The 23,874-nt window shown below is 63.9% G+C and carries 17 protein-coding genes and 1 pseudogene; 13 read left to right on the top strand and 5 right to left on the bottom strand.

The window, feature by feature from the left end; all coding sequences use genetic code 11:
* The first annotated feature begins 101 nt into the window (after nt 1-101).
* The 4 genes from ACIPHM_RS13680 (at nt 102) to ACIPHM_RS13665 (ending at nt 11,156) form a co-directional block, all read left to right on the top strand.
* The gene (locus tag ACIPHM_RS13680; protein ID WP_400328723.1) at nt 102-8,042 is read left to right on the top strand and encodes a discoidin domain-containing protein; all 7,941 of its coding nucleotides are present in this window, start codon (nt 102-104) and stop codon (nt 8,040-8,042) included.
* 222 nt (nt 8,043-8,264) lie between these two features.
* The gene (locus ACIPHM_RS13675; RefSeq protein ID WP_400328720.1) at nt 8,265-8,822 is read left to right on the top strand and encodes an RNA polymerase sigma factor; all 558 of its coding nucleotides are present in this window, start codon (nt 8,265-8,267) and stop codon (nt 8,820-8,822) included.
* Nucleotides 8,822-9,970 (top strand): hypothetical protein, encoded by a 1,149-nt coding sequence (locus ACIPHM_RS13670; protein WP_400328718.1) that lies wholly within the window; start codon nt 8,822-8,824, stop codon nt 9,968-9,970. The genes ACIPHM_RS13675 and ACIPHM_RS13670 overlap by 1 nt, the downstream gene beginning before the upstream one ends.
* Nucleotides 9,957-11,156 (top strand): cytochrome P450, encoded by a 1,200-nt coding sequence (locus ACIPHM_RS13665; RefSeq protein ID WP_400328715.1) that lies wholly within the window; start codon nt 9,957-9,959, stop codon nt 11,154-11,156. Before ACIPHM_RS13670 ends, ACIPHM_RS13665 begins: the two co-directional genes overlap by 14 nt.
* A gap of 142 nt (nt 11,157-11,298) precedes the next feature.
* Here ACIPHM_RS13665 and ACIPHM_RS13660 read toward each other — a convergent pair whose 3' ends face one another.
* From ACIPHM_RS13660 to ACIPHM_RS13650, 3 genes are all read right to left on the bottom strand, one after another.
* The gene (locus ACIPHM_RS13660; RefSeq protein ID WP_400328712.1) at nt 11,299-11,790 is read right to left on the bottom strand and encodes a cupin domain-containing protein; all 492 of its coding nucleotides are present in this window, start codon (nt 11,788-11,790) and stop codon (nt 11,299-11,301) included.
* Between the two features lie 90 nt (nt 11,791-11,880).
* Complete coding sequence (locus ACIPHM_RS13655; protein WP_400328710.1) at nt 11,881-12,621, bottom strand: response regulator transcription factor; 741 nt, start codon at nt 12,619-12,621, stop codon at nt 11,881-11,883.
* A gap of 246 nt (nt 12,622-12,867) precedes the next feature.
* Nucleotides 12,868-13,758 carry a LysR substrate-binding domain-containing protein gene (locus tag ACIPHM_RS13650; RefSeq protein WP_400328707.1) on the bottom strand — a complete coding sequence of 297 codons (891 nt, stop codon included), beginning with the start codon at nt 13,756-13,758 and terminating at the stop codon, nt 12,868-12,870.
* 171 nt (nt 13,759-13,929) lie between these two features.
* Between ACIPHM_RS13650 and ACIPHM_RS13645 the strand changes: the two genes are divergently transcribed.
* From ACIPHM_RS13645 to ACIPHM_RS13605, 9 genes are all read left to right on the top strand, one after another.
* Nucleotides 13,930-14,994 (top strand): ABC transporter substrate-binding protein, encoded by a 1,065-nt coding sequence (locus tag ACIPHM_RS13645; protein WP_400328704.1) that lies wholly within the window; start codon nt 13,930-13,932, stop codon nt 14,992-14,994.
* Between the two features lie 23 nt (nt 14,995-15,017).
* Entirely contained in the window at nt 15,018-16,115 is a 1,098-nt protein-coding gene (locus tag ACIPHM_RS13640) for an ABC transporter ATP-binding protein (protein ID WP_400328701.1), read from the top strand.
* Nucleotides 16,112-17,050 carry an ABC transporter permease gene (locus ACIPHM_RS13635; protein WP_400328698.1) on the top strand — a complete coding sequence of 313 codons (939 nt, stop codon included), beginning with the start codon at nt 16,112-16,114 and terminating at the stop codon, nt 17,048-17,050. The genes ACIPHM_RS13640 and ACIPHM_RS13635 overlap by 4 nt, the downstream gene beginning before the upstream one ends.
* Before the next feature lie 14 nt (nt 17,051-17,064).
* Nucleotides 17,065-17,880 carry an ABC transporter permease gene (locus tag ACIPHM_RS13630; protein WP_400328695.1) on the top strand — a complete coding sequence of 272 codons (816 nt, stop codon included), beginning with the start codon at nt 17,065-17,067 and terminating at the stop codon, nt 17,878-17,880.
* Between the two features lie 3 nt (nt 17,881-17,883).
* A complete protein-coding gene (locus ACIPHM_RS13625) occupies nt 17,884-18,984 on the top strand; it encodes an NAD(P)/FAD-dependent oxidoreductase (RefSeq protein ID WP_400328692.1) in 1,101 nt (366 codons plus the stop codon).
* Entirely contained in the window at nt 18,962-19,270 is a 309-nt protein-coding gene (locus ACIPHM_RS13620; protein ID WP_400328689.1) for a (2Fe-2S)-binding protein, read from the top strand. Before ACIPHM_RS13625 ends, ACIPHM_RS13620 begins: the two co-directional genes overlap by 23 nt.
* The gene (locus ACIPHM_RS13615) at nt 19,267-20,700 is read left to right on the top strand and encodes an NAD(P)/FAD-dependent oxidoreductase (protein WP_400328686.1); all 1,434 of its coding nucleotides are present in this window, start codon (nt 19,267-19,269) and stop codon (nt 20,698-20,700) included. Before ACIPHM_RS13620 ends, ACIPHM_RS13615 begins: the two co-directional genes overlap by 4 nt.
* A gap of 57 nt (nt 20,701-20,757) precedes the next feature.
* Nucleotides 20,758-21,126: a RidA family protein gene (locus ACIPHM_RS13610; protein ID WP_400328683.1), complete on the top strand. Its 369-nt coding sequence runs from the start codon at nt 20,758-20,760 to the stop codon at nt 21,124-21,126.
* 258 nt (nt 21,127-21,384) lie between these two features.
* Entirely contained in the window at nt 21,385-22,485 is a 1,101-nt protein-coding gene (locus ACIPHM_RS13605; protein ID WP_400328680.1) for a diguanylate cyclase, read from the top strand.
* A gap of 86 nt (nt 22,486-22,571) precedes the next feature.
* On the opposite strand, the pseudogene ACIPHM_RS13600 reads toward ACIPHM_RS13605, so the two are convergent.
* Nucleotides 22,572-22,877 (bottom strand): annotated as a pseudogene (locus tag ACIPHM_RS13600) (GNAT family N-acetyltransferase); the annotation flags it as partial.
* Nucleotides 22,878-22,895: 18 nt separating this feature from the next.
* Complete coding sequence (locus tag ACIPHM_RS13595; protein ID WP_400328677.1) at nt 22,896-23,498, bottom strand: Crp/Fnr family transcriptional regulator; 603 nt, start codon at nt 23,496-23,498, stop codon at nt 22,896-22,898.
* Nucleotides 23,499-23,874 lie beyond the last annotated feature (376 nt).

Here is a 23,874-nt window from a genome sequence, read left to right as displayed (position 1 = left end):
GGAGTTCAATCTAACCGTCGACATTTTGCGTAAGCCTTCCGAGTGATCGTCGAAGACGGCTGGCGAATGTTGCACGGGTTCATCGGAACCAAAATGACGAAATGAGAAAACGACACTCATTAGCGTGGACATGCACCGGGCTGTTGCTCGCGTGGATGTTCCTGATGGCGGGCACCGCCACGCCTCAGACGAACGCGGGAGCGACGCCGGTACCCATACCGGCGTCAGGACGCGTAAAGATCAACCTGGGCGCGACCCCCTGGAAGTTTCTGGGGGATAGCGAGCCCGATGGCGTATCTCAGCCGGGATTCGATGACTCGAACTGGCAGAACGTCGGCATTCCGCACTCGATGAACGAGAACGACATGTTCTCGAACACGCAGAGCGGCGGCAACGTACCCCACGGCCGTGGCTGGTATCGCAAGCATTTCAAGCTCGACAAGTCCTACGCGGGCCGCAAGGTCATCGTGGAATTCGAGGGCGCGCACATGGGCGCGCAGGTCTACGTCAATGGCCAGTTGGTCAAGGGCAGCAGCGTTCGCAGCCCGAACGCCACGCACGTGGTCGGCTTCCTGCCGTTCGCCATCGACATCACCAACATGGTGACGGCCGACGGCGTGACCGATAACGTGATCGCCGTGCGCGTCGCCGCCAATGGCGACTGGTTCGAAGATCCGGATTTCTCGGGCGCGTTCCGTTTCGGTCAGGGCGACACGGGTATTTTCCGGCCGGTGTACATGTACATCACCGACCCGGTACATATCCCGCTCAACGACTATCCGGTCATGCAAACGTGGGGGACGCACGTCTCGACCGTGAGCATTCAGGACCCGGCCACCGATGGCTCGGGTACGGCGAGTTCGGCTAACATCCAGATCGAAACGAACGTCCTCAACGAATCGGGCACGGCGCAGACCGCACAGGTCACCACGCAGATCGTTGACGCCACGGGCACCGTGGTGGCGCAGGCGAAGGACGATCAGGTGCTGCCGCCGAACGCCGGACCGGGACTGCATCCGACGCTGGTTCGCCAGAATCTGGTGGTCCAGCATCCGACGCTCTGGTACCCGAACAACGTGCCGCGCGGCCGTCCGTACATGTACCGGGTATTCCATCTGGTCAGCGTGGGCGGCGTGGTCGTCGATGCGGCGGAAAGCCCGCTGGGTATCCGCATGATCACCTGGGACAACAACTTCCCGAGCATCAACGGTTATCCGACGCACCTCTGGGGCGCTTCGGGCCGCTACGACTATCCGGGCCTCGGCACTGCCGTGCCGGAAGAGCAGCAGTGGCGCGATCTGCGTTTGCTGGCCGATGCCGGCGGCAATCTGTATCGCCCGGGGCACTCGTCCTCGAGCACCGAATTTCTCAACGCGGCCGACGCGCTGGGGATTTTCGTCGTGCAGCCGAGCGGCGACGGCGAAAACGGCTTCAACGAGTGCTATCAGCTCTCGGCGCCGACGGCGGACTGCCCGCAGAACAAGCTCGACAAGTACGCACTGAAACTGGAGTTGCATCGCGACATGATCATTCGCGATCGCAATAACCCGTCGGTGCTCGCCTGGGAAGCGAACAACGGCATCATGAACACCTCGTTCGCGCCGCTGCTCGCCGCCATCGGCCGTCAGTGGGATCCGGTCAACACGCGCGCACAGGCCGACCGTACGCCGAATCCGCTCAATGGCGACATTCTGAGCTGCTCGCGTCAGGGTTGCGAAGTTGGCGTGAAGAACCAGTTCCCGAACAAGCCGGCATGGTCGGCGGAGTACTGGGGACGTGGTGAGTTCCGCGAGAACTACGACTTCGAAATGGACCAGGTGGCGTCGTTCCTGAACGATTGGCGCAGCGGGGTTCTGGCCAACGCCTTCGGTATCGCGCACTGGTATCTGGCGGATACGCCGGGTGAAGACAGCTTCTACTGGAGCGGCAAGACGTACGATCCGAAGCTCAATCCGAGCGGTCCGATGGTTCGCTCGCTGGGCGAATCGATGGCCGACGGCAACCGCTTCCCGCGTCTGCTGTACTACGCCTATCAAGCCGCGTGGACACCGTTCTCGATCAAGCCGGTGGTGCACCTCGCCAACACCTGGAACCGCAAGGGTCCGGTGCGCGTGAACGTGTTCAGTAACTGCCCGGCCGTGCGTCTCGTCGTCAACGACGTGGTGCAGGGCGCCGATCAGAAGCCGAACAGCCTCTCGACCTCGACCGACAATTCCGACGGTATGACCACGGGTCTCGTGGGTCAGGCGCATTGGGACAATGTGCAGGCGAACGGCGGCCGTATTCAGGCCCTGTGCGTGGACGGTTTCGGTGCGCAGGTCATGGCCAACGCAAAGCCGGTGCTCGACGAGCAAGTGAGCTCCGGTGCACCGCACCACATCGTGCTGTCGGTGGTGCCGGAAGTCATGCGCCCGAACGGCCAGCCGTTCCAGGTCACGGCCAACGGGTCGGATGCCGTGTTCGTGACGGCCATGGTCGTCGACGCCAACGGTGTCGTCGTGCCGGACGCCTCGAACTTCATCACGTTCTCCGTCGACAACGCGGCAGTCGCCGACTATCGTGGTGGCTGGGATCACATCGTGACGATGGACAAGCCCGTGGGTTACCACTCGCCGGGCGATCACGAACTCGCGGCCGAAGGCGGTCTGACGCGCATTGCCATTCGCAGCACGTTCCAGACGGGCCACGTGACGGTGAGCGCAACCTCGCCGGGTCTGGGTAGCGGTACGGCGTCGTATGACGTTCAGGCGCCGGTCGTCGTGCCGGTGCAAGCCGCAACCTCGGCGCCGCAAATCGTGGTGCAGCCGGCCAGCCAGCAGGTCAGCGTCGGCCAGCCCGCTCACTTCGACGTGACGGTCTCGGGTGCCTCGCCCATGCAGTTCCAGTGGCAGCGCGATCACCAGGACATCCCGGGCGCGAACGGCAGCAGCCTCGATACGCCCGCCGCGATCAGCGACGACAATGGCCATGTCTACGGCGTGCGTGTTCGCAACGGCGCAGGCGTGCTAACGTCGAACGACGCGGTGCTGTCGGTGATCCCGGCACTCGCCGTGACGATCGATACGCCGCCTGCGGAGCAGGATGTGTTCGTCGGTCAGACGGCCACGTTCAGCGTTGCGGTGAAGGGCTCGCCGGTGATCCAGTACCAGTGGTTTCGCAACGACGTTGCCATCGATGGCGCGACGTCGGCGACCTACACCACGCCTGTGGTGACGGCCGCAGACGACGGCGCGATGTTCAAGGTCTTAGTGAAGAACCCGCTGGCGCAGGTGACGTCGACGCCGGTACCCCTCAAGGTTGCTGCGGCGACGGTGCCGACGATCACGAGCGGTCCGGCCAACACCGTGGCGATGCTCAACGAGAGCGCCACCTTCACGGTCCAGGCGTCCGGCTCAAACCCGTTGCATTACCTGTGGAGCGGCCCGGCGGGCGTGGTGGGCGGCGATTCGCCGACCTTCACGATCGACGCCGTCGCCCCGAAGGATCTTGGCAAGTACACGGTGACTGTCTCGAACGCTTCGGGCAAGTCGGTGACGAGCGATCCCGCAACACTGAGCCAGGCCGCACCGGGTGTGAACCTGGCGCAGGGCAAGGTCGCGTTCGCGACCAGCTACCAGGATCGGCAGGGCATGCCGGCGAGCAACGTGACCGACGGTAACGTCAGCTCGCGTTGGAGCTCGGATCAGAAGGACGGTGACAACGCGTCGATCACGGTCGACCTCGGCGCACCGATGCCGATCAACCGCATGATCCTGCGTTGGGAAAACGCGTACGCCAGTTCGTATCGCATCGAGGTGTCGAACAACAACGTCGACTTCGTCAAGGCATACGAATCGCCGGCCGGTTTCGCGGGCGGCGTGGACGACTTCACGTTCCCGACGACCACGGCACGCTATGTCCGGATGGTCGGCCAGAAGCGGGCAACGGACTATGGTTACTCGCTCTATGAGATCGAGGTCTACAACGTTCCGAACTGTAACGACGGTGCGCTCTACACCAACGAACGTTACACGGTGCTGAACCCGGGTGAAGCGCAGGATACGTCCAGCACGCTGCTCTGGAATCGCAAGCAGTACGCGACGACGGACCCAAACCATCAGTTCACGCAGCTCGATGCCGCAAGCTACTGCGCGGCACAAGGCAAGCGTCTGCCGACGCGCGACGAAGCGCTGTCGATTGCCGCGAACAACAGCGCCGCGTGCGCCTTCCCGGAAAAGTGGACGACGTGGACGTCGACGCTTCTGCCGACCGACCAGCGTCAGGCTTACCTGATTACGTCGGCGGGCGAAGACCGTCAGGGTCTCGTCGACAACGCACCGGGTTGGGTTCTTTGCGTCTCGGGTACGGCGCAGGTGACGCCGCCGGCGGTGACGGTGCAGCCGTTCGATCAAAGCGTCACGATCGGCAAGCCGGCGCACTTCAGCCTCGGCATCAGCGGCTCGGCCCCGCTCACGTTCAAGTGGTATCGCGTGGCGAAAGCCGGCGAGACCTCGGACACGCTGCTCTACACGTCGTCGACCCCGGTCTACGACACGCCGCCCGTCAAGCCGGAAGACGACGGCACGCAGTACTACGTGACGGTCAGTAACGCCGCAAACAGCGTTACGAGCCAGAAGTTCACGCTCACGGTGACGGCAGCGCCGCAAGACCCGGGCAACGGCGACCCGCAAGTTCCGCCCCCGGTGATCGTGGTCAACCCGGTGAGCCAGTCGGCCGCCATTGGCAAGACGGCAACGTTTACGGTCAGCGCGACCGGCAACGGTCCGCTGTCGTACCAGTGGTATCGCGACGCCGTGCAGATCGACGGCGCCGTGTCGGCAAGCTACACCACGCCGGCCGTCAAGCTGGAGGACAACGGTGCGCAGTTCACCGTGCTCGTCAGTGCAAACGGTGCAAGCCTGTTGAGCCAGGGCGCGACGCTCAATGTCGTGGATGGCGTGCCGTCCAACGATACGAACCTCGCACTGGGCAAGACGGTCACGTCTTCACCGGTTGAAAACCCGGGCTTCGGCGCGGCCAGCAACGTCAACGACGGCGATATGGATACGCGCTGGTCGTCGCTGTTCCTGGACAACCCGGACGCCGATCACGCCAACATCACGATCGACCTGGGCAAGACGCAGGCGGTCAACCTGGTGCGCCTGAAGTGGGAGCGTGCGTACGGCAAGCAGTATGTGATTCAGGTCTCGACCACCGGCAACGACGGTGACTGGACGCCTGTGTACACCCAGAACACGGGGCGTGGCGGTACGGAAAACCTGTCGTTCCAGACGGTTGCCGCACGCTATGTCCGCATGCAGGGTGTGAAGCGCGCTACCCAGTACGGCTTCTCGCTGTACGAGTTTGAAATCTACGGTCCGAAGCTGAGCTTCGATCAGCAGCCGCAGCCGCAATCCGTGCAAGTGGGCCAGCCGGCACACTTCGCGGTGTCGGTGATCGGTGCGTCAAATCTTCAGTACACGTGGTTCCGTAACGGCCAGCAGGTCGCCGTGACGGCAAACCCCGCGTACGACACGCCGGCCACGACCATGGACGACAACGGTGCGCAGTACGGCGTGGTGGCCGACGACGGTAATTCGAACATCACCAGCACGCCCGCACAACTGACGGTCACGCCGGTCTCGACCGGTGACGGCAGCAATGGGAACGTGGGTGTCACGCCGCAAGTCGACATCGGTAATAACGGTGGCAACGGTGGCCCCACGCCGGTGAACCTGGCGCTGGGCAAGCGAGCCTTCGCCAGCGGCGTGGAAAACCCGCAGGGCACGCCTGCGTCCAACGCGGTCGACGGTAACGCCGATTCGCGCTGGTCGTCGGACTTCAACGACAACGCATGGCTCGCCGTGGATCTGGGTGCCCCCACCCAGATCTCGGAAGTGCAACTGCGTTGGGAGCGTGCGTTCGGCACCGCGTACGAGATCCAGGTCTCTGACGACGGCAACACCTGGCGCAAGGTCGGCGGCCAGTCCGCCGGCCAGGGTGGCACGGAGCAGGTGTCGTTCGCACCGGTCACCACGCGCTTCGTGCGCATGGCCGGTATCCAGCGTTCGTCGCCCTACGGCTACTCGCTGTTCGAGTTCGAAGTGTACGGCCCGGCAGGGGGCACGGTGCCCGTGACCAACCCGGCAACGGACAACTCGGGCGATAACAGCAACGGCAACCTCGCGAAGGGCAAGCCCGCCTTTGCCAGCGGTGCCGAGAGCGACGCTACGCCGGCCCGCTTCGCGGTGGACGGCAACCCGGGTACGCGCTGGTCGTCGGACTTCAACGACAACGCGTGGCTCGCCGTCGATCTGGGCGCTTCGGTGCCGGTGTCGAAGGTGATTCTGCGCTGGGAACGTGCTTACGGTGCGGCTTACGAGATTCAGGTCTCGAACGACAACCAGAACTGGACCCGTGTGGCTTCGCAGCCGAACGGCCAGGGCGGTGTCGAAACCGTCACGTTTGATACGACCTCGGCGCGCTATGTGCGCATGGCGGGTGTGAAGCGCTCGTCGCAGTACGGTTATTCGCTGTTCGAGTTCGAAGTGTATGGCCCGACCGACGGCAGCACACCGCCGCCGCCCCCGCCGTTGCCCGTGATCTCCGGCCAGCCGGTCAGCGTCACGGTGCAGCAGGGCCAGAGCGCTCACTTCGCTGTCGCGGTTGCCAACCCGGATGGGGTGACGTACCGCTGGCGTCGTGGCGGCGATCTGATTCCGGGCGCCAATGCTTCGACGTATGACACCCAGCCCACCACGGCCGCCGACAACGGCGCGACGTTTACGGTTGACGTGAGCAATTCGGCCGGTAACACGGTGACGTCGTCGGCGGCAACGCTGACGGTGACGCCGCCGCCGGTCACGGGCGATCCGGGCGGCAATCCGGGTGGCAATCCGCCGGATGACGGCACCATCCCGAACTATCCGATCTTCCAGAATCAGATTGGCGTCGAACTGCGTAACAACACGAACGGCGCTTATCGGGACGATCAGATCTACGTGGCGGTGATCGCTCACGATCCGGCAAAGGGCGGCCAGTTCGTCTATCTCAAGCCGGATGGCACTACGGTGCTGATGTCGGCCAACGATAACGACGCGCCGGGCCACCTGACGAAGAACGGACAGAACTACAGCAACTACTTCTTCACGCTCGCACAGGCGAAGACGCTGACGTTCCCGAAGCTCTTCGGCGCTCGCGCCTTCGTGGCACTGGGCTCGCCGTTGTACATCAAGACCCTGAACGACGCTGCCAATCAGGTCGGCTTTGCGGGTCCGGATGTGCGTAACCCGACGGATCCCAATGGCGATGTGTATTTCGACTGGTACGAGTTCACCTATGGCGACAACGGCCTGTGGCTGAACAACACGCAGGTCGACCAGTTCGGCTTCCCGCTGACGGAAGACGTGTATGGCAGCAACCGCACGACGCATTCGCGCTCGGGTATCACCGAGTCGCGTGCCTCGATCTTCGCGGCGTATCAGAAGGAAGTGCCGCCGGAGTTCCTGCCGATCAACCCCTCGCCGTACCGCATCATGGCGCCGAGCAAGGGTGGGTTCGACGAGGGACAACCGAACGGCAAGTACTTCGATGCTTACATCAGCAGCATGTGGGAGTACTACCGTACGAACACGCTGACGTTGTTGATGTGGGGTAACGCACGCAAGTTTGTCGGCCAGACGGTGGGCGATCAACTCGTGTTCACGGAAGTGGATCAGGGCAACGGCGCTTACGTCGGCGGCAAGTACTACGTGAACCACCCGAGCACGCAGGACATGCTCGAAGCGCGCGGTGCACTGGCGACCGGCAATTCGACGGAGCTGGCCATTGAAGCGCAGGTGGCCGCCGCGTTGAACCGCCACATCATGGAAGACGACACGCAGTGGGCAGCACCGTCGTCGGCCTGGTATGCCAAGGCGCCGTACAACGCCTACGCGAAGTTCTGGCATGACCACAGCATCGATCACAAGGCTTACGGCTTCTCGTACGACGACGTGGCAGACCAGAGTTCCACCCTGGTCTCGCCGACGCCGGAGCACGTAGTGCTGGGAATCGGCTTCTGATGATTTGAGGTTGTGTCGCGAAATGACGACGGGATGCGCAGTGACGGCATCCCGTCGTTTTTCTGTGAAACGGTCGTTTGCCGCATGGTCTGGTGATCTAGACGTTGATGAGCGGGATTGCTGCCAGTATTGAGGCGAATTTGGAATGATTTCTATGCTTTCGATACGCCGACTTGTGAATAATGCGAATCTTTCGGCCTTTGGCCGCGGTGGCGAGTGGACATGATGCAGTTCGAGCACGATTCGGGGTTTGCGCGTTTGCTGCTCCCCATGCTGCCGAAGCTGTGGACATTTGCGCTTCGGCTCACCGGCGACCGCCATGATGCCGAAGACCTTGTGCAGCGCGCGTGTGTGCGTGCGCTTGAGCGTGCCGACGCGCAACTGCGGCCCGACAGCGCGCCGCTGAACTGGCTCTACTCCATCGTTCATTCCCTCTGGCTCAACGAACTGCGCGCGCGCAACGTGCGCAATCGGGGAGGCGTGGCCTGGGACGACGCCCTGCTGGAAAACATTGCCGACTCCGTGTCGGGGTTGCCCGACGAGCATGTCGGACACCGTCAGATCGTCGACGCCGTCGAGCGTCTGCCCGCACCGCAACGCGTGGCGTTGCTGCTCGTCGCTGTGGAAGGCTTCAGCTATCGCGAAGCCGCGCAGATTCTCGACGTGCCCGTGGCCACCGTCATGGGACGCCTGTCGGCCGCGCGTCAGCGCCTGGGCGTGCAGTTCGACGTTGCGCCGCGCCGGCGCAGTCTCCCGGAGGTTGGCGAAACTTCGACGTAATGGTGATCAACGACCAGACCCTTCTGTCCTATGTGGATGGCAGCCTGACTGACGACGCCCGTGCGAAGGTCGAGGCCGCGATCTCGCGCTCGTCGGCACTAGCGGCACGCGTGGCCGCCTTGCGCGCCTCCGAAGTGCCGTACCGGGTTGCCTATGACAAGTACTTCGCGCAACCCGTCCCCCCCGAACTGATGTCGACCGTGCGCACGCTCGTGCGCGGGCGTACCCCGCTGGATGTTCCCTCCCACGTTGCCAGTGCCAACGACGCGCGCTTTGCTCGCGCGCGCTATCGTGCGCGTATCTGCAGCCGGAGCGCGGTGCTTCGCCGAAGCCCGCCGGATCGTGAGCGCACTGAGCGCACGGAACGCACCGAGCGCGATGTCCCGAAGACGCCCGAGACCCCATGTACCCTCTGGTGGCAGGTCGGCGGCTTCTCGGCCGGCGCCATGGCATTCGCTGTACTGATGGCGAGCGCCGGCGCGCGCTTTATGACCGAAGATCCGGCGCCGACGCCGATGCCGCCGACGAGCGCGGTAGACATCGTCGGCAATCTCGACGTCGACAGCGTCACCGTCGCCCCGCCGGAGGGGCCGAGCGCGTGGCATGGTTCGTACGAGCCGTGGGTGCGGGCCTTTGTGTCGTACCAAACGCTCTTCGCCCGCGCCTCGCTCGATCCGCTTGACGACGAGCCGGCCGAGGCGATTGCGACGGTGCGTGCCATTCGGCATCGCGACGATATTCCGCTTGTCGTGCCCGATCTGCGGCGTGCGGGCATGGAATTCAAACGCATGCAGCGTTTGCAGTTCGATAATCGCGCGGTCGTGCAGATCGCCTATCTGCCGCGCGAGGGGCCGCCGGTGGCGCTCTACGTGGTCAAGGACTCGCGTCTGGACCATGGCCCTTCGGCGCAGACGATTCCCCCTATGGATACGGTGACGTGGCGGCGTGACGGGCAAATGTTTGCACTAGTTGCTCCCTCCGGGTCGAGCGATCTGCTGCCGATTGCCCGCGCGTTGGCCAACGCTGTCGTGCCGGTGCTCTACGACGGTGGCACCGCGCCACCCGGCATGCGGGCCAATGGTGCCTTGCAGCCGTTCGCCGATGCGATGGCGGCCCCCCCTTTTTCTAGTCCTTATGAACCTCGCTGATTTTTCGTCCCCTGCATTTTTCGACAATCCATATCCCGTCTACGAACGTCTGCGCCAGGCGGGCAATCTCGTGCCAGTAGGACCGGCGTTGATGATGACCGGGCGCTACGACCTGATCGAAGCGCTGCTGCATGATCGTCGTATGGGCAAGGCCTATCTGCCGAGCGTGATTGCGCGCTACGGCCCGCTCGCGGTCGAGCAACCGGTGTTTCGTGCGATCAGCCGCATGTTCCTGATGGCGAACCCGCCCGAACACACGCGACTGCGCACGCTGCTCATGCACGCGTTCAACGCGCGTCGCATCGAAGACCTTTCGGGCGTCATGCATCAGCAGGCCGCCAGTCTCGTCGACGCGATGCCTGCGACCGGGCCGGTCGATCTGATGGCGTCGTATTGCATTCCGCTGCCGCTGCGCATCATCTGCCGCATGCTCGATGTGCCGATCGAGGACGGTCATCTACTCGGTCAAAGTGCCGCAGCGCTGGTGCGGGCGTTCGATCTGGCGCCGCTCGACGAAACCGCGCTTGCCGAGGCGAACAAGGGTGCGCTCACGCTCGAATCGTATTTCGAGCGTTTGCTGCGTGTGCGCCGCCGCCAGCCGGGCGGCGATCTGCTCTCTGCGTTGATCCTGGCCACGAGCGGCGAGGGCGGCCTGTCCGACGACGAAATCGTCGCCAACATGTTGCTGCTGTTTGTGGCGGGGCACGAGACGACGTCGAACATGCTGGGCAACGCGCTGATTCACCTGTACCGCGATCCGGTGCAGTGGCAGCGGCTTCGCGAGGACCCGTCGCTCACCCAGGCGGCGCTGGTCGAAGCGATGCGCTACGACAGTTCGGTGCAGATGGTCGCGCGTACGGCGCTCTCGCCGGTGCGCGTGGGCGACATCCCCATCGAAACGGGGACGACGGTCTTCATGCTGCTGGGGGCGGCCAATCGCGATCCGGCAAAGTTCGACAACCCCGATCGTTTCGACATCGGGCGCGAGAACCACGGCCGTTTGATTTCGTTCAGCGCCGGCATTCACCATTGCCTCGGCGCGCGCCTTGCCACGGCAACGCTGCAAGTGGCGCTGGATAAATTGCTGAGCAGTTTCCCGAAGCTGGCGATCGTCGGGCTCGACGATCTGCGCTGGCACCGCCGCCATAGCCTGCGCGGCGTGGCGACGCTGATGGCGACGTATTGACGAAGGATTCACCCGTCAAAAAAGAGGGCGGCCCGTCACTTCTAGAGTGACGGGTCGCTTCATTTTGGTGCAATGGATGAGGCAGCGGATGGGGGCAAGGAATGACGGCGCTTCGTCGACTCGTGTCGAGCGCCGTCGAAACTTACGGCCCGATGTGCGACGGCGCTTCGGTGTCATACACGGCGTAGAGCTTCGTGTAGCCCTTTGATTCGAAGACCCCCGTCCAGCCCTTGGGCAGCGTGACGGCTTCGCCCGGACCGGCTTCGATGACCGAGCCGTCGCTCGACGTGAACTTCGCGCCGCCGCTCAGAAAGACCAGCAGTTCGGTGTACGGATAACCTGGTGCCGAACGAATTGCTTCGCGCACGGGGCCGGACTGGAACACGCCGGTCTGGAACGCCTTGTCGGGAGACGTGAACGTGGTGACGTCGACGGTGTCGTTGCCGTCTTCGCTCTCATGCACCGCATCGGTGCGATCGAACACCGGGCCGGCCAGTTCCTGCTTGCCGAGCTTGATGGGGTGAAGCGTTTCGGCGCCAGGCGCTGCGCTGGCGCCGGTGACGTTAAGGGCAAGCGCCATGAGCGTGGCGACGGCTGCCGCGCGTGCCGTCCGGTGAGTCCTGCGTTCAAGCATAGGGTTGTCTCTGTGATGTGTCGTCTGCCTGAAAACTGCCGGACGCCCGCGGTGTTGCGGGTGCGCGGCAGCAGGCCGGGCGAGAGCTTATCAATCGCGCGGGACTTCAGGCAAGGCTTGTGCACGCGGGGCGGGGCGCGTGATACGGCGCGGGCGTGCGCCGAGGCAATAACCGCCGCCATACACCGCGCGCAGGACCAGGCCATGCTCGCCGCGCAATCCGAGACGGTTGCGTAGCAGATAGACGTGCTGCTCGATGCTGCGTGCGGCCGACGTCTCGTCGCTACGCCAGATGAGCGAGGCGATGCGCGAGCGGCTCACGCGCATGTCCGGCGCGCAGAACAACAGCCACGCCAGTGCGAACTCACGGGGCGTGAGTTCGACTTCGATGCCGTTTACCGCCACGGTGTCGCGGCCCCGATCGAGCTGATAGGCCCCGAACTCCAGGATGTCTTCGCTGCGCGCCGCATTGGCCGACGCACGCCGATGCAGTGTCGTGGCCAGCCGCGTTTGCAACTCGGTCACGTCGACGGGGTAGGGCAGCACGTCGTCGCATCCGGCGCGAAAGGACAGGTCGAGCATCCACGACGGCGTGCCGAAGCCGATGACCAGCGCGCCTGCGCTTCGTGTGCCACGGCGTCGGGCAAGCACGCCCTGCAAGTCGAGGGGACCCAGCGCCGCATCGACGAGCACCGCCGAATACGGGATACGCGAGGCAGCCACGAGATATTGGGCGGCGTCGTCGAATCGCTGACAGTCGCCGTCGGCGCTGAGGCGGTTGCGAATGGCGTCGTAGAGCCCGATGTCTGACGTTAAAACTGCAAACTTCACTTCATGCTCCTATTGCCGAACTCGAATTCGTTATTCCATGCTTGTGGCGCGCCCGAGAGCAAACTTGTCGGGAAGCGCGTTGTCATGCATAAAACACTTCAGTAAGGCAAAAGAAACTTGAGTAATTTGCATCGAACTGTTGAGTGCCTATCGTAATTGACAGGGGTGCCATTGACTTGCGCGTAAAAACCGGGAGCGGCGCTGCGGCGGCATTGGCCGCATGCGGCGCGCAAGACAATGGAGAACTCAGTCCGCGAGCAGGGCGATCATGCGCTGCTTCGTGTAATCGACGAACGCCTGCGCGAGTTGCGAGGGCGGGTGCTGTGTCGACGTGACCAGCGAGAAGCCAGACAGGACGGCGGGCTCGAAAGGTTTGACGATGACGCGTTCGGCCGCGTAACGGGCCGTGACCTGATCGATGATCGCCACGCCCGCGCCGTGCTGCACGAGCACGCAGATGGCTGCGGACAACTGCGATTCCGCGCTCATCACCCGGTCGATCTGCCGCTCGGCGAAGAGCCGGTCGATGTACATCCGGTTATCGAATTCCTTGGGATACGAGATGAACGACTCGTCGCGCAGATCCTCGGGGTAAATCACGTCGCGATCCGCCAGCCGATGGCCCAGCGGCAGAATGCAGCGCATGGGCGCGCGATGCAGTGTCTCGACGTTGGCGAGCGCGTGCGTGAGCGGATGCGCGATGAAGCCGACGTCGCAGCGCCGTCCGACCACCATATCGACCACGATGCTCGACGCGTGGATCAGCAGTGTCGTGCTGATGCCGGGATGCTCGCGCATGAAGCCCGTCAACGTGGTCGGCAAAAATTCCAGCGCGAGCGCCGGTGCCCCGGCGATATGCAGCGAGCCGCGTCGCAGCGACTTGATCTGTTCGGCTGTCTGCGCAATGCGATCGATCCCCGCGAACGAGCGCTCCACTTCTTCGAACAACACCATCGCTTCGGGTGTCGGGTTCAGGCGGCCGTTGATCCGGTCGAATAAGGAAAACCCTACATCGGCTTCCAAATCGTTGATCAGACGCGTGACCGCCGGTTGCGAGATGTGCAGCATGTCTGCGGCGCGAGTGACTGTCTGGCGCAGGATCAGCGCGCGAAATGCCTCCAACTGCCGGATCTTCATCGAAGCCTCGTCTCAGTCCGCCATAACATTTACGTATGGCTGGGCAAAAAAATGTGATTTGACGGTGAGTGTGTCGAAAATGACTCTACGAAAACCACGCAATAGTTTCATTTTTTTCGTAATGTCGGGCCATAACATCACATAACACTGCATCACGCAAGGAGCTTCCCCATGAAGACTGTCGTTCCCCAAACGCTTCGCAAACTTGGCCACGCTGCGGCCGTTGCCGTCGGTGCCGGTCTGGTGTTCGGTGCGAGCGCCGCACATGCCGACACGACGCTTTACGTCGGTGCTTATGGCGGTTCGTTCGAACAGATGCTCAAGAAGGACGTCATTCCCGGCTTCGAGCGGGCGAACCCCGGCACCAAAGTGGTGATCGTGCCGGGCGACTCGACGACGACCCTCGCGAAGCTCCAGGCGCAAAAGGGCAAGGCGGGCATGGACGTGGTCTTCCTCGACGACGGCCCGATGTATCAGGCCATCCAGATGGGCTTCTGCGGCAAGCTCGCCGACGCACCGGTCTACCAGGATCTCTACGACATTGCGAAGTTCAAGAACGGCAACGCCGTGGCGGCCGGGCTGATCGCCACGGGTATCGCCTACAACACGCGTCTGTTCCAGGCCAAGGGCTGGCCCGCACCGACCTCGTGGAAGGAACTGTCCGATCCGAAGTACAAGGGCAAGCTCGTGATGCCGAGCATCAAGAACACGTACGGCCTGCACGCCTTGCTCGTCGAGTCGAAATTGAACGGCGGCAGCGACACCAACATCGATCCGGGCTTCAAGGAGATGGAAAAGATCGCGCCGAACGTGCTCTCGTTCGATCCCTCGCCGGGCAAGATCGCCGAGCTGTTCCAGGCTGACGAAGTGGCCATCGCGGTGTGGGGCAATGGCCGCGTGCAGGCGCTGCGTCAGCAAGGCATTCCGGTCGAATTCGTGTATCCGAAGGAAGGCGCGGTCGCGCTCGGTATGGGCATGTGCGCGGTCGACAAGTCGGCTAACGACGCCCTCGCACAGAAGTTCATCCAGACGATTCTCTCGCCGCAAACGCAGGCCATTCTCGCCGAAAGCCAGGGTGTCGCGCCGTCCAACAAGAAGACACAACTCTCGATGTCGGTGGCCGCACGCGTGCCGTCGCCCGCGCAGATCGACAAACTCGTGCGCGTCGACTGGGATGTCGTGAATGCCAAGCGCGCCGACTGGACGCAGCGCTGGAACCGTCAGATCGAGCGTTGAGACGCAGGGAGATGACAAGCGTCATGAGCACCCCATATTTACGCGTCGAGCAACTCGGCAAGCGCTTCGGTGACACGGTGGCAGTCGAGGGGGTCGACCTCTCGATTGCGCAGGGCGAGTTCATCTCCCTGCTGGGCCCGTCGGGCTGCGGCAAGACCACGACATTGCAGATGATCGCGGGTTTCGTTACGCCGACGTCCGGCCGGATTCTGCTCGAAGGCCGCGATCTCACGCCCGTGCCGCCGGAAAAGCGCGGACTCGGGATCGTCTTCCAGAGCTATGCGCTGTTCGCGCACATGAGCGTGGCGCAGAATGTCGCGTTCGGTCTGGACATGCGCCGCGTGGACCCCGGCGAGAAGCAGCGCCGCGTAAAGGACGCGCTGGAGCTGGTGCATCTCGGCCAGCACGCGCAGCGCTATCCGCGCGAACTCTCGGGCGGCCAGCGTCAGCGTGTGGCGCTCGCGCGCGCCATGGTGATCGCGCCGCCCGTGTTGCTGCTCGACGAGCCGCTCTCGAATCTCGACGCCAAACTGCGCGAACAGATGCAGGACGAGTTGCGCTCGATTCAGCGCAAGGCCGGCACGACCACCATCATGGTCACGCACGATCAGGCCGAGGCGCTCGCGATCAGCGATCGCGTGGTGCTGCTCAATGCCGGGCGTGTGGTGCGCATCGATACGCCGCATGACGTGTATGAAGACCCGCGCGCCACGTTTGCCGCAAACTTCATCGGGCAGACCAACCTCATCACCGGTCAGCTCGATGTGCGCGGCGGTGTCGCGTTGCTCGAAGTGCAAGGGCTGCGGCTCGTCGTGTCCCCGGCGCAGGCGGGGCTGGTGACGGCAGACGTCGGGAATGCCGCAAATGCCGCAAACGCACCGGTCACGTTCTGCCTGCGTCCCGAGCGTATCCGGTTGACGTCCGCCACCGCCGGGCGTGTGCCGGGACGCGTGGCGCAGCGCAGCTTCCACGGCAACCACTGGGTGCTCACCGTCTCGACCGCGTTGGGCGATCTGCGTGTGCTCGTGTCCAACGACGGGGTGGTGGCCGCCAACGACGGCGACGCGGTCGGCCTCGATTGGGCCGACGACGCGCTGCGTCTGGTACAGGAGCGCGCATGAACGCCGCGACGTCTACGCCACCGGGGGTGCCCGCCGTGCAGAAAATGAAAACGGCGACGGCCGTCTCGCCCGAGGCGGCCAGCCAGCGGCGTGCCGCCTGGACGCTGGTCATGCCCGCGACGGTGTATTTCCTCGTGCTGCTGGCCGTGCCGCTCGTGTTGACGTTCGTGTTGAGCCTGCACGGTTTCGACCCGAATCTGGGTGGTGTGCTGCCGACGGTGTCGTTGCAGCATTACGTCGACATTCTCACGGACAGCTACTTCTACGAGATTTTCCTGCGCACGTTGCTGCTCTCGGTCGGCGTGACGCTGCTGTGCGTGCTGGTCGGCGTGCCGGAGGCGTACTTCCTGTTTCGCATGCGCGATCCGTGGCGTTCGCTGTGTCTGGTGCTCGTGCTCGGGCCGCTGCTGATTTCGGTCGTCGTGCGCACGCTGGGCTGGTCGATCCTGCTCGGGCGTGAGGGGCTCATCAACATCGTGCTCACGAAACTGGGGATCATCGATCATCCGTTGCAGATGATCTTCACGATGGGTGCGGTGACGGTGGCGCTGGTCCACGTGCTCGTGCCGCTCATGGTGCTCTCGGTGTGGACGTCGCTCACGCGGCTGGACCCGGCTGTGGCGCACGCCGCACGCTCGCTCGGTGCGGGACGCGCGACGGTGATGTGGCGAGTGGTGTTGCCGCAGATCACGCCGGGCATTCTCTCGGGCAGTCTGATCGTGTTCGCGCTGACGGCAAGCGCGTTCGCCACGCCGGCCCTGATCGGTGGACGTCGTCTGAAAGTCGTGGCGACCACGGCCTACGACGAATTCCTCGGCACGCTGAACTGGCCGTTGGGCGCGGCGATTGCGATCGTGCTGCTGATCGTCAACGTGCTCATCATCAGCGGCTATAACCGCGCACTCGAGAAGCGCTTCACGCGCCGTCTCGGCTGACGGGAGACCATCACATGAGTCAGCAGGATTCTCAGTACGATCGCAATGGCGCCGGGGCGCTCGCGTTCCATGGGCTGTTCCTCGTCTTCATTCTTGCGCCGCTGGTGGTCGTGTGTCTGGTTGCGTTCACGCCCGATAACTTCCTCTCCATTCCGACGCAGCACTTCTCGCTGCGCTGGTTCCGCTCGCTCATGAGCGACGAGGATTTTCAGTCGGCGCTGCGCACGAGTCTGTGGTTGGGCGTGATGTCGGCCACCGTGTCGACGGTGCTCGCCGTGCCCACGGCCATGGGGCTGGCGCGCTACCGCTTCCCGGGGCGCGATGCGATCAATTCGTTCCTGCTCTCGCCGCTGATGATTCCGCCGGTGGTGCTGGGCATTGCGTTCCTGCGGCTGTTCACGCTGCTCGACATGGGCGGCTCGTTCGTGAGCCTCGTGGCGTGCCATGCATTGCTGATCTTTCCGTATGCGCTGCGCCTGATCATGGCGGCGCTGGTCGGGCAGGCGGATGAGAGCGAACGCGCGGCGCGCTCGTTGGGGGCAGGGCGTTGGACGACATTCCGCCGCATTACGCTGCCCGCCATTCTGCCGGGCGTGGCGGGCGGTTGGGTGCTGGCGTTCATCAACAGTTTCGATGAGCTGACGGCGACGATTTTCGTCACCTCGCCCGAGACGATCACGCTGCCGGTGCGCATCTACATGAACATGAGCGAGACGGTCGATCCGAGCGTGGCGGCAATTTCGACGCTGCTCATCGGGCTGACGCTGGCCGTGATGCTGGTGCTCGATCGCATCTACGGATTGAACAAGGTTCTGGTCGGAAATCACTAAAACATGCAAAAGACATACGATATCGCCGTCATCGGCGGCGGCCTCGTCGGCATGGCGATTGCCTACGGGCTCGTCAAGCGCGGACAACGCGTCGTCGTTTGCGATGGCGAAGACAACTCGCTGCGTGCCGCGCGCGGCAACTTCGGGTTGGTCTGGGTGCAAGGTAAGGGAGGCACCTGCACGGACTATGCTCGCTGGTCGCTGCATTCCGCGAACACATGGCAGCAGCTCGCCGACGAGTTGTTCGCACGCACCGGCGTGAACGTCGGCTTTCAACGGCCCGGGGGCTTCAACATTGCGCAGACGGCCGAGGAATTGGCGGTGAAGGTCGAGAGCATGCGCAAGCTCAGGGAAGCCGAACCGGCGCTCGTCTACGAAGTGCTCGATCACGATGCGCTGGCGCAGCGTCTGCCGGCCATCGGCCCCGATGTGGCGGGCGCCATCTATTCCCCGAACGACGGCCACGTGAGCCCGCTCTACACGCTGCGCGCGCTGTTCACGGCCTTCGAGCAGGCAGGCGGCGAGTATGCGCCGAACGTGCGCGTGACCGGCATTCGTCCCTTGGGTAGCGCGTTTCGCGTGAGCATGGGCGAGGCGTCTTTCGACGCGGGACGCGTGGTGCTGGCCGCCGGTCTGGGCAATCGCGACCTCGCCCCGATGGTGGGCCTGAGCGCGCCGGTCAAGCCGTTGCGTGGCCAGATTCTCGTGACCGAGCGCGTCAAACCATTTCTCGATTACCCGACGATTTACGTGCGTCAGACGGTTGAAGGCTCAGTCATGCTCGGCGACTCGGCCGAAGACGTGGGCTTTAACGACGGTGTGACGCCGGACGTGCTCGCGGACATCGCGCGGCGCGGCATTGCGCCGTTCCCCTTGCTCAAGCACGTGCGCGTGGTGCGCGCATGGGGTGCGTTGCGTGTGATGACGGCCGACGGCCTGCCGATCTATGAGGCGTCCGAGGCTTGTCCCGGCGCATTTCTCGCGACCTGCCACAGCGGCGTGACGCTTGCCGCCGCGCATTGTGAAACCATCGCGCCGTGGATTCTCGGCGCTGAGCGCCCCGCGCTTCTGGACCATTTCTATGCCAAACGTTTCGCTGCTTAAGTCGCTGGCGCGCCAGGACGGCGCGACGGTGCAACTGTTTATCGAGGGCTCGCCGGTCGATGTGCCGGAGGGCATGAACGTGGCGGCCGCCTTGCTCTTCGCGGGCATGACGGCGTGCCGCACCACGCCCGTGACCGGTAGCGAACGCGCGCCGTTCTGCATGATGGGCGTGTGCTTCGACTGTCTCGTGGAGATCGACGGTGTGCCGAATCGGCAGGGATGCATGACCCCCGTGCGCGAGGGCATGCAGGTGCGTCGCATGGATGGGGCGAGGAGCGTGGCATGAGTACGAAGATCGTGGATTTATTGGTCGTGGGCGCCGGTCCGGCAGGGTTGGCGGCAGCGCTCGAAGCGAAGCGGCACGGTCTTGCGCCGCTCGTCGTCGATGAGAACGTCCTGCCCGGCGGCCAGATTTACCGCAGCGTGAGCCGCTCGCCGCTGGCCGATCCGGGCGTACTCGGGCCCGACTATCTGCACGGGCGCGCGCTGGTCGACGCGTTCACCGAGGCCGGTATCGCCTACTGGCCGCAGACGCTGGCGTGGCAGATCGGCGCGGACAAGCGCGTGTCGGTCACGCGGCAGGGGGCGGGCGGCGGCACTTTGCAGATCGAAGCGGGCGCCATCGTGCTCGCGGGTGGGGCGCAGGAGCGTCCGTTCCCGATTCCGGGCTGGACGTTGCCCGGCGTGATGGGCGTGGGCGCGGCGCAAACGCTGCTCAAGGCATCGGCGCTCGTGCCGGACACGCCGGCGGTGCTGGCCGGTTGCGGACCGTTGCTCTATCTGTTTGCGTGGCAGCTCATCAATGCCGGTGTGCCCGTGCGCGCGATTCTCGACACGGCCGAGCCGGGCGCACGCCGCGAGGCCTTGCGTCACGCGGGTGGCGCCTTGCGCGCGCCGTCGTATCTGATGAAGGGTTTCAAGCTGCTGCGCGCGATTCGCGCGGCGGGGGTGGAACACGTCCAGCATGTCGCATCGCTGCGCGTGCTCGGCGCAACGAAGGCCGAAGGCATCGAGTATGTCGTGGACGGCAAGACCCGACGCATGGATACGGCGCTGGTGCTGTTGCATCAGGGCGTGATTCCGAACACGCAGGTCACGCGCTCCATTGGTTGCGAGCACCTGTGGGACGAGGCGCAGTTGTGCTGGCGCCCGCAAACGGACGCCTGGGGCGAGACGAGTGTGCCGGGCATCTTCGTGGCAGGCGATGGCGCGGGCATTGGCGGGGCGTTGGCCGCTGAACCGTCGGGACGCCTCGCCGCGATACAAACCGCCGTGAAGCTCGGCAAGCTCGATCGGGCGAAGCGCGACTCTCGCGCGTTGTCGCTGCGACGGGAACTGGCGGCGCATACGGCGATTCGTCCATTCCTCGACGCCCTTTACCGTCCGGCAGATGGCTTTCGCGCCCCGGCCGACGACAGCACCATCGTGTGCCGTTGCGAAGAGGTGACGGCCGGGGATGTGCGTCGCATGGCGGCGCTGGGTTGCGTCGGCCCGAACCAGACGAAGACTTTCTCGCGTTGCGGCATGGGACCGTGTCAGGGCCGCTTCTGCGGTCTGACGGTGGCGGAACTGCTGGCGCAGGCGCAAGGCTGCGCGGTGCCGGAAGTCGGCTACTACCGCATTCGCCCGCCGATCAAGCCGGTGACGCTCGGCGAGTTGGCCATGGCGGTCGATGCCCCCGAGTTCCTGAGCGAGCGTGCCGGTTTCCCCAAGTAGGCGAGACGGCTCGCGCCTCTCGTCTGCTGCTTTTTATTCCTTTTGGAGTCGTGGTTAATGAGTGAAATTCAGAGCGATATTCAACGTCATCACACCAATGCCCGCATGAGCCGTGTCGTGGTGCATAACGGCACGGTCTACATCGGCGGCCAGACGGCCGACGATCGCACTCAGGACATCACCGGGCAGACGCAGCAAGTGCTCGCGAAGCTCGATGGTTATCTGAAGGATGCGGGCATCGACAAGTCGCGTCTGCTCTCGGCACAAGTCTGGCTCAAGGACATCGAGTCGGATTTCGCCGGCATGAACGCCGTGTGGGACGCATGGACGAGCCCGGGCAACACGCCCACGCGCGCGACGGTGGAGTCGCGTCTGGCCGCGCCGGACCTGCTCGTCGAGATTGCCGTGATCGCTGCGGCGAAGTAAGTGGCCAGATAAGCATCGAAACAGGCACTGAAATAAGCAGCAATACCGTACGTAGTACGAAGTTCGTCAGCCCGCGGTGTATCGCGGGCTTTTTTCTGTGCGATGACCAGGGCAGTCAGGGACGGTGAGGTAAATGCATTGGTGAATTATTTGCGTCATTGATTGACACCTCATGCGGCTGGAAGTGAAGGAGCGCAGGCATAATGCGCGTGCGCTGTGCGCATCCCTTCAACCGAATACGCCCCAGACGTTGGCGACATGACGGACCCATCGACCGACCCGACCACGCGTTCTCAGCCCCAGAAGGGCCGCGACTTCTCGCGCCGCGTGCTGGGGCTGCGCAGTCTGGGCTGTGTGCTGAGCGCGATTGCGGTATTTACGGCCATCCGTCATGCGGGCGCCTCGCACGTCGTCTATGGGATCTGGGCGCTCAACGCGTTTCTCTGGCCGGCCGTCGCCCACGCCATCGCCATGTCGTCGGCCGATCCGGTCTCGGCCGAGCGCCGCAATCTGTTGTGCGACTCGGCATTCGGTGGCGGCTGGGTGGTGGCGATGCAATTCTGCGGCGTGCCCTCGGCGGTGCTGATCTCGGTATTGCTGATGCACAATGCGTCGGCGGGCGGATACCGGTTGCTGCGCGATGGCACTGTGGCCATGATCGTTGGCGGCACGCTCGCTGGCGCGATCCTCGGTTTCACGGTCCAGACCCAAATCGAATTCTCCGAGTTGTTGGCGAGCCTGCCGCTGCTGCTGATCTACCCGACGCTCGTCGGATTGACGAGCTATCGCCTGGCGAAGCGGCTCTCGAAAAGCGAACGCGCACTGCGCCGGATCAGCGATCAGGACGATCTGACGTCGTTGCTCAACCGCCGTTCATGGATGCGCGCGCTCACGAGTTGTTATGCGGATAAGCGTGTCGGCCGCTCCGGTACGGCAAGCATTGCGCTCATCGACATCGACGGCTTCAAGGAAATCAACGATTTGCACGGCCATCTTCAGGGCGACTCGCTCATCCGGATTCTGTCCGATGTCCTGTCGACCGAACTGGGCAGCCACGATGTGAGCGGCCGCTACGGTGGCGACGAGTTCTGCGTGCTGTTCGACGAGCAATCGGGAGAGAAGGCGCGCAAGAAGCTGGAAAAGGTCTGCGCGGTGTTTGCGCAAGAGACGCAAGGCCTCGATTCGTCGCGCAGTGTGACGCTCAGTGTCGGGGTTGCGAACTACACGGCAGACCTGGTTTCACCGACATCGTGGCTGGCGCTGGCCGATCAGGCGCTTTACATGGCCAAGCGTTCGGGGAAGGATCGGATCGTGATCGCGGATATCACCGACGACTTCGAAGGGGTGGTGCTGCGTTAATCGCACGCGCACGAAGCCATTGCGCATGCCCGCGTGGAAGGTGTAATCGGCCCAAAGGGCGGCTTTCGTGTCGATGGCGGCCACCGTCAACCCGCGAGCGGACCGGACGCCGCCGTTGCTCGCGCCAGCCGTTGCGCCAGCGCGGTTTTCACCTCTGGCCACTCGTCGTCGATGATGCGGAACCGGACGGAGTTGCGCTTGCGGCCGTCGGGCATGATGCGTTCGTGACGCACGATCCCCTCCTGTTTCGCGCCGATGCGCAGAATGGCGGCGCGCGATTTCTCGTTGAGTTCGTCGGTCGTGAATTGCACGCGTACGCAGCGCATCGTCTCGAACGCATACGTCAGTAGCAAATACTTGGCCTCGGTATTGATGCTGGAGCGCTGCGCCGAGTGCCGCCCCCCCGCAAGCTACATGCCGAATTCGCGCAACCCTTCCAGATCGAGAATCGTCAGAACGCCGTAATCGACTTTCACCAGTCCGGCCTGTTCCAGCACCTTGAGCGCAAGATTCACACGCTGGCGCGACACCCCGGCGAGATAACTCAGCTCCTCCTGCGAGATCTGCACGGTGTTGTCGTCCGACGGATAGAGATTCGGATTGAACATCGACGACAGCGAGCGGGCGACACGCGCATCCGTATCGAGCAGGCGCTCGTGCTCGACCGCCGCAATGAACTGGCCGAGGCGCTCGTTGAGTTGCAGCGTCAGAAAGCGGTTGAAGGGAATGCTCGTGTCGAGCAGCCAGTCGAACGTGGCGATCGGCATATGGGCGAGCACGGAATCGCGCAGCGCCATCACGTCATATTTGCGGATCTCGTGCTTGAGAACGGACCCTTCGCCGAACCACGCCCCGGCGGGCACCCCCGTGAACGTGACGGACTTGCCGCTGGCCGAGGCCGTCGTAATCTTGACCAGCCCCTCGATGACGCCGAACCACGCGTGCGACGGGTCGCCCTTGCGGCACACGTAAGCGCCGTTTTCCACCGGACGCACCTGAATTTCCGCGACCACGCGCGCTGTTCCGGCGTCAGGCCTTGCGCCCACGCGCTGCGCTGCAACAAGGTTTCAAGCGACATATAGGGACTTTCCCTTGATTGTCATCCTGGTGACAAATCCGCCGTGAGCCATGAGGTATCGTCGCCTTGCCTGGCAACGGTGAGACAAGCATTCATGGCGCGCTGACACGACGCCGAAGCACAAGTATAGAAGCGGATAGTTGCCCGGCATATCGGTAGTCACCGTAGTCGTTTGACGTATCGCCCGCTGTATTTGCTCGCTGTATTCGCTGTATGGCATTCCAAAAAAACTGCGTCACTCAGAGACGCCGCAAGCAACAAGGAGCGTGCCGCGGGCACGCACGCCGACCGAGCCACGCCACTCCCCCTCG

The sequence above is a fragment of the Pandoraea sp. NPDC087047 genome, assembly GCF_044745225.1.
Classification (GTDB): Bacteria; Pseudomonadota; Gammaproteobacteria; order Burkholderiales; family Burkholderiaceae; genus Pandoraea.
This window is presented reverse-complemented; position numbering and strand designations above follow the sequence as displayed.

What these genes read in the sequence shown, in the direction of transcription:
- ACIPHM_RS13680 (WP_400328723.1), top strand. Translation starts at nt 102, where the DNA reads ATGAGAAAACGACACTCATTAGCGTGGACATGCACCGGGCTGTTGCTC.
- ACIPHM_RS13675 (WP_400328720.1), top strand. Translation starts at nt 8,265, where the DNA reads ATGATGCAGTTCGAGCACGATTCGGGGTTTGCGCGTTTGCTGCTCCCC.
- ACIPHM_RS13670 (WP_400328718.1), top strand. Translation starts at nt 8,822, where the DNA reads ATGGTGATCAACGACCAGACCCTTCTGTCCTATGTGGATGGCAGCCTG.
- ACIPHM_RS13665 (WP_400328715.1), top strand. Translation starts at nt 9,957, where the DNA reads ATGAACCTCGCTGATTTTTCGTCCCCTGCATTTTTCGACAATCCATAT.
- ACIPHM_RS13660 (WP_400328712.1), bottom strand. Translation starts at nt 11,790, where the DNA reads ATGCTTGAACGCAGGACTCACCGGACGGCACGCGCGGCAGCCGTCGCC.
- ACIPHM_RS13650 (WP_400328707.1), bottom strand. Translation starts at nt 13,758, where the DNA reads ATGAAGATCCGGCAGTTGGAGGCATTTCGCGCGCTGATCCTGCGCCAG.
- ACIPHM_RS13645 (WP_400328704.1), top strand. Translation starts at nt 13,930, where the DNA reads ATGAAGACTGTCGTTCCCCAAACGCTTCGCAAACTTGGCCACGCTGCG.
- ACIPHM_RS13640 (WP_400328701.1), top strand. Translation starts at nt 15,018, where the DNA reads ATGAGCACCCCATATTTACGCGTCGAGCAACTCGGCAAGCGCTTCGGT.
- ACIPHM_RS13635 (WP_400328698.1), top strand. Translation starts at nt 16,112, where the DNA reads ATGAACGCCGCGACGTCTACGCCACCGGGGGTGCCCGCCGTGCAGAAA.
- ACIPHM_RS13630 (WP_400328695.1), top strand. Translation starts at nt 17,065, where the DNA reads ATGAGTCAGCAGGATTCTCAGTACGATCGCAATGGCGCCGGGGCGCTC.
- ACIPHM_RS13625 (WP_400328692.1), top strand. Translation starts at nt 17,884, where the DNA reads ATGCAAAAGACATACGATATCGCCGTCATCGGCGGCGGCCTCGTCGGC.
- ACIPHM_RS13620 (WP_400328689.1), top strand. Translation starts at nt 18,962, where the DNA reads ATGCCAAACGTTTCGCTGCTTAAGTCGCTGGCGCGCCAGGACGGCGCG.
- ACIPHM_RS13615 (WP_400328686.1), top strand. Translation starts at nt 19,267, where the DNA reads ATGAGTACGAAGATCGTGGATTTATTGGTCGTGGGCGCCGGTCCGGCA.
- ACIPHM_RS13610 (WP_400328683.1), top strand. Translation starts at nt 20,758, where the DNA reads ATGAGTGAAATTCAGAGCGATATTCAACGTCATCACACCAATGCCCGC.
- ACIPHM_RS13605 (WP_400328680.1), top strand. Translation starts at nt 21,385, where the DNA reads ATGACGGACCCATCGACCGACCCGACCACGCGTTCTCAGCCCCAGAAG.